A 13,060-nucleotide genomic window follows, 5' to 3' on the forward strand; every position below is an offset into this window, starting at 1 on the left:
GGTAGGCTCACTATGAGTTCAGGTCAGAGGGAGGAGGATCGCGCCGTTCCCGGCGGGCGGCGGCGGCCTGGCGCAAGCCGCGGCCGCCACCCTCGCCGATGACCCATCCCCAGCAGGAAAACAACTTGAGCAAGTCGAACAGACCGCTGTGGATATGGGCGCGGTGCAGGACGCGTTCAAGCCGTCTGTCGTCCGCGCTGGAAGCCTGCTCGGCGGTATCGCCCCGCATCATTTCGCGCAGCTGACGTTCAAATGGATCGTCCATGGCTATCTCCGAATCAGTGGATATATAGGGTGCAAACCCATGAACACAGACGCACATCGGCCGGGTGATGTCACCCGGCCGATGTATCCAACTGAACGCCCGTGGATCTTACTCGGGCATCTGCAGTGCGGTGGGCGAGACGATGATGCCGTTGTTGTCGGCATACACATACTCACCCGGGCGGAAGGTTACGCCGCCAAAGGTAACCGGCACGTTGTGCTCGCCGACGCCGCGCTTGTTGCTCTTGCGCGGGTGGCTGGCCAGCGCCTGGACACCCAGCGGCGTCTGGATCAAGACATCCACATCCCGAACGCAGCCGTAGATGATGATGCCTTCCCAGCCGTTCCGGGCGGCCTTGTCGGCCAGCATGTCACCCAACATGGCACAGCGCAGCGAACCGCCGCCGTCCACCACCATGACCTTGCCGGCACCGCTCTCTTCGACCAACTCCTTGACCACCGAGTTGTCCTCGAAGCATTTGACGGTGACGATTTCGCCACCGAACGAATCGTGGCCACCGAAGTTGGTGAACATGGGCTCAACAACCGCGACCTCGGGGTAAGCGTCGCATAGATCCGGAGTTATATAGTGCATGGTCATGCTCCTGGGGTTGATCAGCTATTGTTTTCCGCGAGGAAGAACCAGGTGTCCATTACCGAGTCGGGGTTCAGCGATACGCTTTCGATCCCCTGCTCCATCAACCAGCGCGCCAGGTCCGGATGATCCGAGGGACCCTGGCCGCAGATACCGATGTACTTGTCGGCCTTGCGGCAGGCGGCGATGGCGTTAGCCAGCAACTTCTTGACTGCGGCGTTACGCTCGTCGAACAGGTGGGCGATGATACCGGAGTCGCGATCCAGGCCCAGGGTCAGCTGGGTCAGGTCGTTTGAGCCGATGGAGAAGCCATCGAAGTGCTCGAGGAACTCATCAGCCAGCAAGGCGTTGGCCGGCAGCTCGCACATCATGATCAGACGCAGGCCGTTTTCGCCGCGCTTGAGACCGTTTTCGGCCAACAGCTCGACTACCTGCTTGGCTTCGCCCACGGTACGCACGAAGGGCACCATGATCTCGACGTTGGTCAGGCCCATCTCGTCGCGTACACGCTTCATTGCGCGGCATTCCAACTCGAAGCAATCGCGGAAGGATTCACTGATATAACGGGAGGCGCCACGGAAGCCCAGCATCGGGTTTTCTTCCTCGGGCTCGTACAGGCGACCACCGATCAGGTTGGCATATTCGTTGGACTTGAAGTCCGACAGGCGCACGATGACCTTCTTCGGCCAGAAGGCAGCCGCCAGTGTGCTCACACCCTCGACCAGCTTGTCGACATAGAAGCTGACCGGATCAGCGTAGCCGGCGATGCGCTTCTCGACGCTGTCCTTGACTTCGGTGGGCAGGCCGTCGAAATTCAGCAGCGCCTTGGGGTGCACACCGATCATGCGGTTGATGATGAATTCCAGACGGGCCAGACCAACACCCTCGTTGGGCAGGTTGGCGAAGTCGAAGGCGCGGTCGGGGTTGCCGACGTTCATCATGATCTTGAACGGCAGCGGCGGCATGGCATCGACGCTATTGGTACGGATGTCGAAATCCAGGCGGCCGGCGTAGATCATGCCGGTGTCCCCTTCGGCGCAGGAAACGGTAACTTCCTGGCCATCACTCAGTTCGCTGGTGGCGTTGCCGCAACCGACGACCGCGGGAATACCCAGCTCGCGGGCGATGATCGCCGCGTGGCAGGTACGGCCGCCGCGGTTGGTGACAATGGCGCTGGCGCGCTTCATTACCGGCTCCCAATCGGGATCGGTCATGTCGGATACCAGCACGTCGCCCGGCTGGACCTTGTCCATCTCGGACACATCACGAATCACCTTGACCGGACCGGCGCCGATACGCTGGCCAATGGCGCGACCTTCAACCAGTACGGTGCCCTTGTCCTTCAGCAGGTAACGCTCCATCACGTTGACGTTGCTGCGGCTCTTCACGGTCTCGGGACGCGCCTGGACGATGTACAGCTTGCCGTCGTCACCGTCCTTGGCCCACTCGATATCCATCGGGCGGCCGTAGTGTTTTTCGATGGTCATGGCCTGCTTGGCCAGGCTGACGACTTCTTCATCGCTTAGGCAGAAACGGGCGCGCTCGGCCTTGTCCACCTCGACGGTCTGCACCGAGCGGCCAGCGCTGGCCACTTCGCCGTAGATCATCTTGATGGCCTTGCTGCCCAGGTTACGGCGCAGGATCGAAGGACGACCCGCTTCCAGGGTCGGCTTGTGAACATAGAACTCGTCCGGGTTCACGGCGCCCTGAACCACGGTCTCACCCAGGCCGTAGGCGCCGGTGATGAAGACTACATCGCGGAAGCCGGACTCGGTGTCCAGGGTGAACATCACACCGGCGGTGCCGGTTTCCGAGCGAACCATGCGCTGCACACCGGCGGACAGGGCCACCAGCTTGTGGTCGAAACCCTGGTGTACGCGGTAGGCGATGGCGCGATCATTGAATAGGGAGGCGAATACCTCCTTGGCAGCGCGGATGACGTTATCCACGCCACGGATATTCAGGAAGGTTTCCTGCTGACCGGCAAAGGAGGCGTCGGGCAGGTCTTCGGCAGTAGCGGAGGAACGTACCGCAACGGCGAGGTTCTCGTTGCCGGCGGACAGCTCGGCGAAGGCAGTGCGGATGGCCTGATCAAGGGCGGCGGGGAACTCGGCATCCATGACCCACTGGCGGATCTGGGCGCCGGTGCGCGCCAGGGCATTCACGTCATCCACATCCAGCGCATCCAGCGCGGCATTGATACGGTCGTTGAGACCACTCTGTTCGAGAAACTCGCGATAGGCGTCAGCAGTGGTGGCAAAACCACCCGGTACGGAAACGCCGGCACCGGCCAGATTGCTGATCATTTCGCCAAGCGATGCGTTCTTGCCACCAACGCGCTCAACATCTCCAACACCCAGTTGCTCAAAGGACACGACGTACTCTAGCAAGGTGATCTCTCCGTCAATCAATGAATAGGTTCGCAGTGCGGCTCTGCCGTCTGGTCTGCAAGTCACAAATACGCCACAATGCCACTTTGACGCTGATCGAGGGCTCAGGACCGACGCCCTCGCAAAATTTCGTTATTCTAAGGCTTCGCGCATGAAACGCACTGCTTTTTTCATTTCCGATGGTACCGGTATCACTGCCGAGACGCTTGGCCAAAGCCTGCTCTCCCAATTCGAGAACATCCAATTCAGCAAGCTGCTGCGGCCCTATGTGGACACCGTGGAAAAAGCGCGGGACATGGTACAACAAATCGATGCCGCTGCCGAGGCAGATGGTCAACGACCGATCATTTTCGAAACGGTGGTCAACCGCGACATCCATAAGGAACTGACCCAGTCCAAGGGTTACATCATTGACATCTTTTCTACCTTCCTTGCTCCCCTGGAACAGGAGCTCGGTGCCGGTTCCTCCTACTCGGTAGGCAAGTCCCATTCGATCCAGCACAACAGCAACTACCACGACCGCATCGATGCGGTGCACTTTGCCATGGACAACGACGATGGTGCCCGCACCCATCACTACAAGGAAGCGGATATCATCCTGGTCGGCGTCTCCCGCTGCGGCAAGACCCCTTCCTGCCTTTATATGGCCCTGCAGTATGGCATTCGTGCGGCAAACTATCCGCTAACGGATGACGATATGGAGCGCTTGCAGCTACCGGCGGCCCTCAAGCCCTATAAACAGAAGCTGTTTGGCCTGACGATTGATGCCGATCGCCTGGCCAGCATTCGCAACGAGCGGCGTCCCAACAGTCGTTACGCGAGCTTCGCCCAGTGCGAATTCGAGATTCGCGAGGTGGAAAACCTGTTCCGCCGGGAGAATATCCCGCACATCAATTCAACCCATTTTTCGGTTGAAGAGATCTCCGCCAAGATTCTCGTGCATATGGGCATCGAGCGGCGACTGAAATAACATCCGCCCTCTTTCGCTTCCCGTCCCTGCTTCCCTGCATAGCTGCCGCGTATCAGCCCGCTGATACGCGGCGACGCGGTAACATTCCGCGCTCCGTCCAGATCCTGGTAACGATTTACATTTGCCGGTTGAAATTTACAGATTGAGATGTAATATTGCCAGCGCCTGATAATCATTATCAATCCTTCTGATAGACGCAACCTATTCCGTCTTCAGTTCCTCTGAAAGGAGTGCCCGATGTTGCCGAACCGACCTGCCCTTGCCCACTACGCCCTTATCGGCAGCTTGAGCCTGCTGGCCAGCAGCGTGGCCCTGGCGAACGACGAAGCGGTTCGCCTCGCCGATACCGTCGTCACTGCCTCGGGCTTCGAGCAGAAGATAACCGAAGCGCCGGCAAGCATCAGTGTCATCAGTCAGGAGGATTTGCAGCAGAATCGGTTCAGTAACCTGGCGCAGGCCCTGGACAACGTTGACGGCATCGACATTCGCCAGGGCACCGGCAAGACCGGCGGCTTGAATATCAGCATCCGCGGTATGCCCAGCGAATACACCCTGATCCTGGTCGACGGCCGCCGTCAGAACTCAGCGGGCAACGTGACGCCCAACGGCTTCAACGAGACCTCTACCAGCTTCATGCCGCCGATGTCCGCCATTGAACGCATCGAAGTGATCCGCGGGCCAATGTCGACGCTCTATGGCTCCGACGCCATGGGTGGCGTGATCAATATCATAACCAAGAAAGTGGCGAAGGAATGGAGCGGTTCCGTCACCCTGGGCCATACCTTCCAGGAAGACAGCGACTATGGCGACACCAGCAACGCCAGCATCTATGCGAGCGGCCCGCTGGTAGAAGACTTGCTGGGACTGGCGGTACGGGGCAACGTCCATCTGCGGGACGAGTCGGACCTGATGTTCGACAATGACAGCACCGTCAGCCGTCGGGGTGTCTCGCCGGTGGAAGGCCGCAACAACGTGCTGGGGGCTCGGCTCTCGCTGACGCCCACTGAACAACATGATTTCTACCTGGATTTCGAACGTGGCCGCCAGGTCTATGAGAACGACGAATGCCAGCTGGGCACCCTGGATGGTTATGAGGGCGGCAGCGCCACAGTGGCCTGCAGCGAGCCTGATCCTACCGTCATCAATGGTTACGCTGACGAGCTGCGCTTCGAGCGCGACCAATTTGCGCTAGGCCATACTGCCCGGCTGGATATCGGCGTGTGGGACAGCGCCATCACCCATAACAAGACCGAGACCATCGGACGCACCATTCCAGGTACGCTCGGCCAGCCCTACCCTGCCCCCTATCAGTCAATCGTCGGTGGCGATGACCGCGAGCTGGAATCCACCGACCTGATCTTCGATACCAAGCTCTCCGCCCCCGTTGGCGAGTCCCATATCGCCGTTGTCGGTGCGCAGTACTGGGATGGTGAAGTTGTCGATGGTATTGCTGGGGAGACGTTCAAGCAGAAATCCTGGTCGCTGTTCCTCGAAGATGAATGGCGGCTGCGTGACGATCTTGCGCTCACCCTGGGCGGCCGTTATGAGGACCACGATGCCTATGGTGGGCATTTCAGTCCGCGTGCTTACCTGGTCTGGAACACCACGGACAACTGGACGCTCAAGGGCGGCGTGAGCAAGGGCTACCGTACCCCGGATATCAACGATCTTCATAACGGCATCAATGGCGTCACCGGCCAGGGCAGCACCATTACCATCGGTAGTCCCGATCTGGACCCCGAAATCACCACCAATACCGAGATTGGAGCGTACTTCGATAACCTGGCGGGCTTTAATGCCAACGTGACCATCTTCCATAATGACTTCAAGGACAAGATCGATTCGGGCACGGCGCTGCCGAACTGTTTCTCCTCAGAAAGTCCGAATCAGCCAGGTTGCGTAAGCTATGGCAGCGGCTTCACCCAGGAAGAGTTCGCGCAGATGACCAATATTGGTGAAGCGAAAACCCAGGGTGTCGAGGTGGCTGCCAGTTGGGAGTTCGCGCCCCGCTGGACCCTGAGCGGTAACTACACCTATACCGACAGTGAACAGAAAAGCGGCACCAATGAAGGCGCTCCGCTGACCAACATGGCCAAGCACCTGGCCTTTGCGCGGCTCAACTGGGACGCCAATGATCGCCTCTCGCTCTGGTTCAAGGGCGAGTATCGCGGCGAACGCGCTCGCTTTACCGACCGTTATGCGAACCTGAGCGCTGCTAACCGAGCGATCATGGATCAGGTTGGAGATCTTGATGCCTATGAAGTCTTTCATCTGGGCGGCGCATTCCGCGCTTCGGAAAATGTCACGCTCACGGCCACTATCTATAACGTGTTCGACAAGGACTTCACTGACGGCAGCAGTTACACCTACAACACCGCGAACGGGCCGGTCACCGGCTGGGCTTCCAACTACGTGCAGATCGGGCGTTCTGCTGAAGGCACGCTGGAGGAAGGCCGCCGCCTCTGGCTCTCGGCCACGATCGACTTCTAACATCCACGCTCTGCCGACGCCCGCTTCTGCGGGCGTTTTTATTTCTGGCTTCCCCCCGCTACGCACACTCTCGCTTCGCCGCTGCAAACGCGACATATTCCTGTTTATCCGCAAATTCCAGTAGCCCTTTCGCGTCTGGCTCCTTATACTCTCGCCCACAATCAATAATGATAACGATTCTGATTAGCATGATGATCACATCGGAAGCCCGGATTGGGCATGTTAAGGAGCACTAACGGATGTCGATCAGAACCTCCCTTCCCGCCCACCTTACCGGTGGCGCAGCCATGTTGGCGGCCGGCCTGGCGCTGGCCAACCAGGACTCGATCCATTTGCCGGATGTCACCGTGGTATCGGCTACGGGTTTCGAACAGAAGATAACCGATGCGCCGGCGAGCATCAGCGTGATCAGCCGCGAGCAACTCCAGAGCAAGCCCTACGCGGGCCTCGCCGACGCCCTGCGCGACATTGAGGGCGTGGATGTAGGTGCCGATCTCGACAAGAACGGCAACATCAGCATCACCATGCGCGGCCTGCCCAAGGACTACACCCTGGTGCTGATCGACGGACGCCGCCAGAGCGATATCGGCGATATCGGGCCGAACAACTTCGGCAACAGCCAGTTCATGTACATGCCTTCAATGGATGCCATCGAGCGGATCGAGGTAATCCGCGGGCCGATGTCCACCCTCTATGGCGCCGACGCCATGGGCGGCGTCATCAATATCATCACCCGCAAGGTGCAGGACAACTGGGGCGGCTCGATCAGCCACGGGATTACCATCCAGGAGGACTCCCAGTTCGGCGATGACCGCAAGACCGACCTGTTCGCCAGTGGGCCGTTGATTGACGGCCTGCTCGGCCTGGGGCTGCGCGCCAGTCTCTACGACCGTGAGCAAAGCGACCCGGGTTACAGCGTAGGCACCTTCATCAACGGCGACGGCAGCGTGTTCGAGGACGGCGGCAGCTTCGGTGACAAGAAGATTGTTGCGGCGAAGAACTGGAACGCCGGCTTCACGCTCAACCTGACGCCGCTGGAGGACCACGACTTCCAGTTCGAATACGATATCGCCAAACAGCGCTACGACAACACCGAAGGCCAGACCGGCACCCTCGACTCGGTGGACAGCCTGTGGCGCGCGCGGGCGGGCATCATCCAGCCGCGTGTTGGTTACGCCGAACATCAGCGCGTCGAGCGGGAGCAGTTTGTGCTGGCCCATACCGGGCGCTGGAGCTTCGGTACCAGCGATACCAGCCTGACCCGCAGTACCAGCAGCAACCTGGGGCGGTCCCTGCCGCTGACCGTGCAGGAGCGCAGCGCCCTGCAGGACATCTGGGACCAGGCCGCGGCGGATCAGGGCGTCGGCACGCCGGAGTTGACCGACGAACTGCGCGCGGAGCTCGAGCGCACCTTCCTGCCGCGCAACCGTCGTGAGCTGGAAATCCGCAACACCATTTTCGATACCAAGCTGAGCAGCACGGTCGGCGATCACCATTTCACCCTGGGCGGCCAATACTTCCTGGCGGAGATGGAGGACGGCGTGTTCGGGATGGATGGCGCGAATTACCAGTCCGGTACTACCCAGGATCACAAGCAATGGGCGTTGTTTGCCGAGGACAACTGGGATCTCACCGACCAGTTGACCTTCACCTACGGGGCGCGTTACGACGATCACAATATCTTCGGCGCCGAGGTCAGCCCGCGGGCCTACCTCACCTGGCGCACCACTGACCAGTGGACGGTGAAGGGCGGCGTCAGCACGGGCTACAAGACGCCGAAGCCAAACCAGCTGTTCCCCGGTATCGTCGGCTTCGGTGGGCAAGGCGTCAGCCCCATGGCCGGCTCGCCGGACCTGCAGCCGGAAACCAGCACCAATTACGAGATCGCCGCCTATTACGACAACCTGACCAACTTCAATGCCAACGCCACGCTGTTCTTCAACGAGTTCAAGGACAAGATTACCCGGGCGGACGATATCCCCAACTGCTACAACGCCGATGGCGTGCGCTATCTCAGTTCGGGCTGCGTGGACGTCGGCCCCGGTTGGGCGGAGCTGGGCTACGACACCTTCAGCCAGAGCACCAACGTCGACAAGGCCCAGACCAAGGGCCTCGAGCTGGCCGCGCGGTGGGAAATCCTGCCCACGCTCGTGCTCAGCGGTAACTACACCTATACCGACAGCGAGCAGAAAAGCGGCGCGCAACGTGGCCTGCCGCTGGTCAATACGCCCGAGCACATGCTCAACGGCAGCCTCAGCTGGGATGCCCTGCCCCGTCTGAACGTGGCGCTGATCGCCGAGGCGCGCGACGAGCGCTACCGCGGCACGGCTACCAGCACCGGCCCAAGCCCGGTCACCCGCAAGCTGTATTACAAGTCCTATGCCATCTATCACCTGGGGATGCGCTTTCAAGCGAGCCAGGACCTGACCCTGCACGGCCGCATCAACAACCTGCTGAACAAGGATATGGCCGGCCGCAGCTGCGAGCCGACCTACGATGACCTGGGCAATCACGACACCTGGTCGTGCGCGAATGACTATAACGTGACGGAAAAGGCGCGCAGCCTGTGGCTGTCGGCCAACTACCGCTTCTGACCAACCTGGCCCACCACACGTGGGCCCTGCATTAGGGCATCAGGCAATGAAACATCGGGTTATCGGCACACTGCGGCAATGGCACTGGATCAGTTCCGCCCTGTGCCTGGCGGGAATGCTGTTGTTCGCGGTGACCGGCATCACCCTCAATCACGCGGCGGGGATCGAGGCGCAGCCGCAGGTTCGTACACTGGAGCTGCAGATGCCGCCAGAGTTGACGCTGTTGCTGCCGGAAGCTGCCCAGCAACAGCGGTTGCCCTCGCCCCTGCATGACTGGCTGGAACGCAGCCTGGAGTTGCGGCTCGACCAGAAGGCGGCGGAGTGGTCGGCCGACGAGGTCTACCTGGGGATGCCCAAACCGGGCAGTGACGCCTGGATGACCCTCGACCTGCAGACCGGGGAAGTGTTCTTCGAAGCTACCGACCGCGGCTGGATCGCCTATGCCAACGACCTGCACAAGGGTCGGCACAGCGGCGCGGCCTGGAGCTGGTTTATCGACATTTTTGCGGGAGTCTGCGTGATCTTCAGCCTCACCGGCCTGTTGCTGCTGCAACGCCAGGCGCGCAATCGCCCCAGCACCTGGCCGGTGACCGGCCTGGGCCTGCTGATTCCCGTGCTCATTGCCCTGCTGTTCATCCATTGAATCCAATAAGGAGAAAAGTCCATGCGTAAAGGGTATCTGCTGCCGTTGGTCATGGCCCTGACGGCGCCTGCCACGGCGACCGAGCTGACCGTTTCAGTCGAGGTGCCGCGGCTATCGGTAGCCGAATATCATCGCCCCTACGTGGCCATCTGGATCGAAAACGCCGACGGCCATGTGGCTGACCTGGCGGTTTGGTACGACCTCAAGCTGGCGGACCGGGAAGGTGAAAAATGGCTCAAGGACATGCGCCAATGGTGGCGCCGCAGCGGCCGCTCGCTGACCTTGCCGGTGGACGGACTGTCCGGCGCCACCCGCCCAGTGGGATCACACCGCATCGATATTCCTGCCGATCACCCGGCGTTGGCCAGCCTTGAGCCGGGCGACTACCAGCTGCTTGTCGAGGCCGCCCGGGAAGTGGGCGGCCGCGAACTGGTGCGCCTGCCCTTCAGCTGGCCGGTGACCGAACCGACCGAGCACCAGGGCGGCGGCAAGAGCGAACTGGGCAAGGTTAGCCTCAGCCTGCTGCCCTGACCCGAACATCACCTCATTAAGGATAGAAACACGCCATGCTGACGAACTTCACCCGCTGGACTACCCTGGCCATCGCCATCACCCTGCCCCTCTCGGCCCAAGCCCACCGGGCCTGGATGTTGCCGTCGACCACGGTACTGTCCGGCGATAACGCATGGATCAGCGTCGATGCCGCGGTCTCCAATGATCTGTTCTATTTCGAGCATCATCCGTTGGTACTCGAGGGCATCGGCCAGGCGCCGCAGCGCGGCGACCGCAACGCCCGGCCCCGGGCGCCCACCCGCCTGGTCATTACCGCGCCCGACGGCAAGGAAGTGCCCGCGCAGAACGGCCATGTTGGCAAATACCGCAGCGTGTTCGACGTGGAGATTGCCCAGAAAGGCACCTACAAGCTGGCCATTGCCGGCGGGCCGCGCCATTTCGCCCGCTACCAGCACGATGGCGAGGAGCAGCGCTGGATGGGCGACCTGGCCGACCTGACCGAAGCCGTGCCGGCTGAGGCCCAGGACCTGGAAGTCAGCCAGATGGAGTCGCGGATGGAGGTTTTCGTGACCTCCGGTGAGCCGACCACTACAGTCTTTGAGCCTACCGGCCGCGGCCTGGAACTGCAGCCCATTACCCACCCTAACGATCTGTTTGCCACTGAAACCGCGGAGTTTGTCTTCCTGCTGGATGGCAAGCCGGCCGCCGGCGTCGAGGTCAATGTCATTCCAGGGGGTATCCGCCATCGGGATGACCTCAACGATATTCGCCAGACTACCGATGAAAATGGCAAGGTGGCCATCACCTGGCCCAGCGCCGGCTTCTGGTGGCTGGAGGCCAAGCTGGTGCAACAGGCTGGCGTGACCGCCCCGGTGACCCAGCGGCGCGCTACTTACAGCGCCACCCTTGAAGTCCTGGCGCCCTGATGGAGTTACTGCCGTTGCGCCTGGTATGGGCCGCGCTGGCAGTCGCTGCCTGGCTGCTGCTGTGCTGGTATTGCCTAGGCCGCAAGGCGCTTCGCCCGGCGAGTCGCTCGGCCATTGGTTCTGAATGGTTAATCGGCTATGCCAGCCAGTCGGGCGCGGCCCGGGCAATCGCCGAACGCCTTGATGCGGCTTGCCGCGAACGACAGCTCCCGTCCATGCTGATGCCGCTCAATGGCGTCACACCGGCGATGCTCGCCAATCACTCCCGGGCATTGTTCGTGGTCAGTACCTACGGCGAAGGCGAAGCCCCGGACAACGGCGCTGGTTTCCTGCAGCGGGCCGGGAGCCAGCGGCCTGACCTGAGCCATCTGCACTATGCCTTGCTGGCGCTGGGGGATCGAAATTATGCCGATTTCTGTGGATTCGGTCGGCGGGTTGAGCGCTGGCTTGACCAAGCCGGTGCCACAGCTGCGCTGGAGTCGGGCACCGTAGACCGGATGGAGCCCGGCGCCCTGGAGCATTGGCATCGGCGGGTCGCCGCCTGGACGGGTTTGCCGCTGGAGAGCACCCCGTCCGGCGCTGCGATGACCCAGTGGACCCTGCTCGACCGGTTCCAGCTCAACCCCGGCAGCCCCGGGAACGCGGCCTGGCTGATCCGCCTGGCGCCGGCCGGGGCATTGCCGGAGTGGCAGGCCGGCGATCTTGCCCGCGTGCAGATCGGCGCTATCCAACGCACCTATTCCATCGCCAGTCTGCCGGAAGACGGGGTGCTGGAACTGATCGTGCGTCAGGTAACCGATGCGGATGGCAGGCTGGGACAGGGTTCGGGCTGGCTGTGCCGGCATGCCGAGCCTGGCAGTGTGGTGAATATTCAGTTGCAGTCCAATCCCGGCTTTCATTTACCGGACAGCGCCGCTCCAAGCATCCTTATCGGTGCGGGGACCGGGCTGGCCGGGTTGCGCAGCCTGCTCCGGCGGCGTCAGCATCTGGCCCGGCAGGACACCTGGCTGATCTTCGGCGAGCGCTGCCAGGTGCATGATGTCTGGCTGGCCGATGAACTGGATGCCTGGGTCGCCCGGGAGCAGCTGGTGCTGGACAGGTGTTTTTCCCGGGCCGGTGATCAATCGGCGTACGCCCAGCACCGCTTGCGGGAAAAAGCGGATGAGCTGCGGCTATGGGTTGATCAGGGCGCCAGTATCCACGTCTGTGGCCGGCTTGCCGGCGTCGGCAGGGAAACACACCGGGTACTGCAGGAAGTGTTGAGCGCAGAGCAATGGCGGGCTCTTGAGGAGCAGCAACGCTATCGACGGGATCTATACTGAGGTCGTGCGCCGGAACCTTACGGCTTCGGTGGCAGTCACAGAACCTGACCACCCGCTTGGCATGATCAGCGGTTCTTTTTAAAACAGGAGTGCATACATGGACATCATCAGAATTATCATCGCCATTCTGCTGCCGCCGCTGGGCGTCTTTCTCCAGGTCGGGTTTGCCGGGGCTTTCTGGCTGAATATCCTGCTGACACTGTTTGGGTATCTACCTGGCATCATCCACGCCGTATGGATCATTGCCCGCCGCTGACAGCGGCGGCGGCAGCAAACCTCCGGGTTCCTGCCCTGCACTGCCCCCGGCCTTTCCCGCGGGCAGTTTTCCTCTCACCCCAGAAGGACCACGTCAG

General features: G+C 61.4%; 11 protein-coding genes. 8 read left to right on the plus strand and 3 right to left on the minus strand.

The window, feature by feature from the left end:
• Positions 1-10 precede the first annotated feature (10 nt).
• The 3 genes from VG99_RS09770 to ppsA all read right to left on the minus strand — a co-directional run bounded on the left by VG99_RS09770 (position 11) and on the right by ppsA (position 3,249).
• Positions 11-265, minus strand: a complete 255-nt coding sequence (locus VG99_RS09770) for a hypothetical protein (protein WP_044499632.1) — start codon at positions 263-265, stop codon at positions 11-13.
• A gap of 108 nt (positions 266-373) precedes the next feature.
• Positions 374-859 (minus strand): ribonuclease E activity regulator RraA, encoded by a 486-nt coding sequence (rraA, locus tag VG99_RS09775; protein WP_044499633.1) that lies wholly within the window; start codon positions 857-859, stop codon positions 374-376.
• A gap of 20 nt (positions 860-879) precedes the next feature.
• Positions 880-3,249, minus strand: a complete 2,370-nt coding sequence (gene ppsA, locus VG99_RS09780; RefSeq protein ID WP_044499634.1) for a phosphoenolpyruvate synthase — start codon at positions 3,247-3,249, stop codon at positions 880-882.
• Between the two features lie 151 nt (positions 3,250-3,400).
• Between ppsA and ppsR the strand changes: the two genes are divergently transcribed.
• The 8 genes from ppsR (at position 3,401) to VG99_RS15770 (ending at position 12,963) form a co-directional block, all read left to right on the plus strand.
• The gene (gene ppsR / locus VG99_RS09785) at positions 3,401-4,219 is read left to right on the plus strand and encodes a posphoenolpyruvate synthetase regulatory kinase/phosphorylase PpsR (RefSeq protein WP_044499635.1); all 819 of its coding nucleotides are present in this window, start codon (positions 3,401-3,403) and stop codon (positions 4,217-4,219) included.
• Positions 4,220-4,456: 237 nt separating this feature from the next.
• A complete protein-coding gene (locus tag VG99_RS09790; protein ID WP_044499637.1) occupies positions 4,457-6,709 on the plus strand; it encodes a TonB-dependent receptor domain-containing protein in 2,253 nt (750 codons plus the stop codon).
• A gap of 239 nt (positions 6,710-6,948) precedes the next feature.
• Positions 6,949-9,303: a TonB-dependent receptor domain-containing protein gene (locus VG99_RS09795; protein ID WP_044499639.1), complete on the plus strand. Its 2,355-nt coding sequence runs from the start codon at positions 6,949-6,951 to the stop codon at positions 9,301-9,303.
• 46 nt (positions 9,304-9,349) lie between these two features.
• Positions 9,350-9,946, plus strand: coding sequence for a PepSY-associated TM helix domain-containing protein (locus VG99_RS09800; protein WP_044499640.1), 597 nt, complete (start codon positions 9,350-9,352; stop codon positions 9,944-9,946).
• Between the two features lie 21 nt (positions 9,947-9,967).
• The gene (locus tag VG99_RS09805; protein ID WP_044499641.1) at positions 9,968-10,477 is read left to right on the plus strand and encodes a DUF2271 domain-containing protein; all 510 of its coding nucleotides are present in this window, start codon (positions 9,968-9,970) and stop codon (positions 10,475-10,477) included.
• Between the two features lie 35 nt (positions 10,478-10,512).
• Positions 10,513-11,385 carry a DUF4198 domain-containing protein gene (locus VG99_RS09810; protein WP_044499642.1) on the plus strand — a complete coding sequence of 291 codons (873 nt, stop codon included), beginning with the start codon at positions 10,513-10,515 and terminating at the stop codon, positions 11,383-11,385.
• Entirely contained in the window at positions 11,385-12,707 is a 1,323-nt protein-coding gene (locus tag VG99_RS09815) for a sulfite reductase subunit alpha (protein ID WP_052508769.1), read from the plus strand. Before VG99_RS09810 ends, VG99_RS09815 begins: the two co-directional genes overlap by 1 nt.
• A gap of 97 nt (positions 12,708-12,804) precedes the next feature.
• Positions 12,805-12,963, plus strand: a complete 159-nt coding sequence (locus tag VG99_RS15770; protein ID WP_044499643.1) for a YqaE/Pmp3 family membrane protein — start codon at positions 12,805-12,807, stop codon at positions 12,961-12,963.
• The last annotated feature ends 97 nt before the right edge of the window (positions 12,964-13,060 follow it).

The organism is Pseudomonas saudimassiliensis, assembly GCF_000939975.1.
Taxonomy (GTDB): domain Bacteria; phylum Pseudomonadota; class Gammaproteobacteria; order Pseudomonadales; family Pseudomonadaceae; genus Halopseudomonas; species Halopseudomonas saudimassiliensis.

Excerpts from the sequence above, each read along its gene's own strand:
- VG99_RS09770 (WP_044499632.1), bottom strand. The coding sequence starts at position 265 with ATGGACGATCCATTTGAACGTCAGCTGCGCGAAATGATGCGGGGCGAT.
- rraA (WP_044499633.1), bottom strand. The coding sequence starts at position 859 with ATGCACTATATAACTCCGGATCTATGCGACGCTTACCCCGAGGTCGCG.
- ppsR (WP_044499635.1), top strand. The coding sequence starts at position 3,401 with ATGAAACGCACTGCTTTTTTCATTTCCGATGGTACCGGTATCACTGCC.
- VG99_RS09790 (WP_044499637.1), top strand. The coding sequence starts at position 4,457 with ATGTTGCCGAACCGACCTGCCCTTGCCCACTACGCCCTTATCGGCAGC.
- VG99_RS09795 (WP_044499639.1), top strand. The coding sequence starts at position 6,949 with ATGTCGATCAGAACCTCCCTTCCCGCCCACCTTACCGGTGGCGCAGCC.
- VG99_RS09800 (WP_044499640.1), top strand. The coding sequence starts at position 9,350 with ATGAAACATCGGGTTATCGGCACACTGCGGCAATGGCACTGGATCAGT.
- VG99_RS09805 (WP_044499641.1), top strand. The coding sequence starts at position 9,968 with ATGCGTAAAGGGTATCTGCTGCCGTTGGTCATGGCCCTGACGGCGCCT.
- VG99_RS09810 (WP_044499642.1), top strand. The coding sequence starts at position 10,513 with ATGCTGACGAACTTCACCCGCTGGACTACCCTGGCCATCGCCATCACC.
- VG99_RS09815 (WP_052508769.1), top strand. The coding sequence starts at position 11,385 with ATGGAGTTACTGCCGTTGCGCCTGGTATGGGCCGCGCTGGCAGTCGCT.
- VG99_RS15770 (WP_044499643.1), top strand. The coding sequence starts at position 12,805 with ATGGACATCATCAGAATTATCATCGCCATTCTGCTGCCGCCGCTGGGC.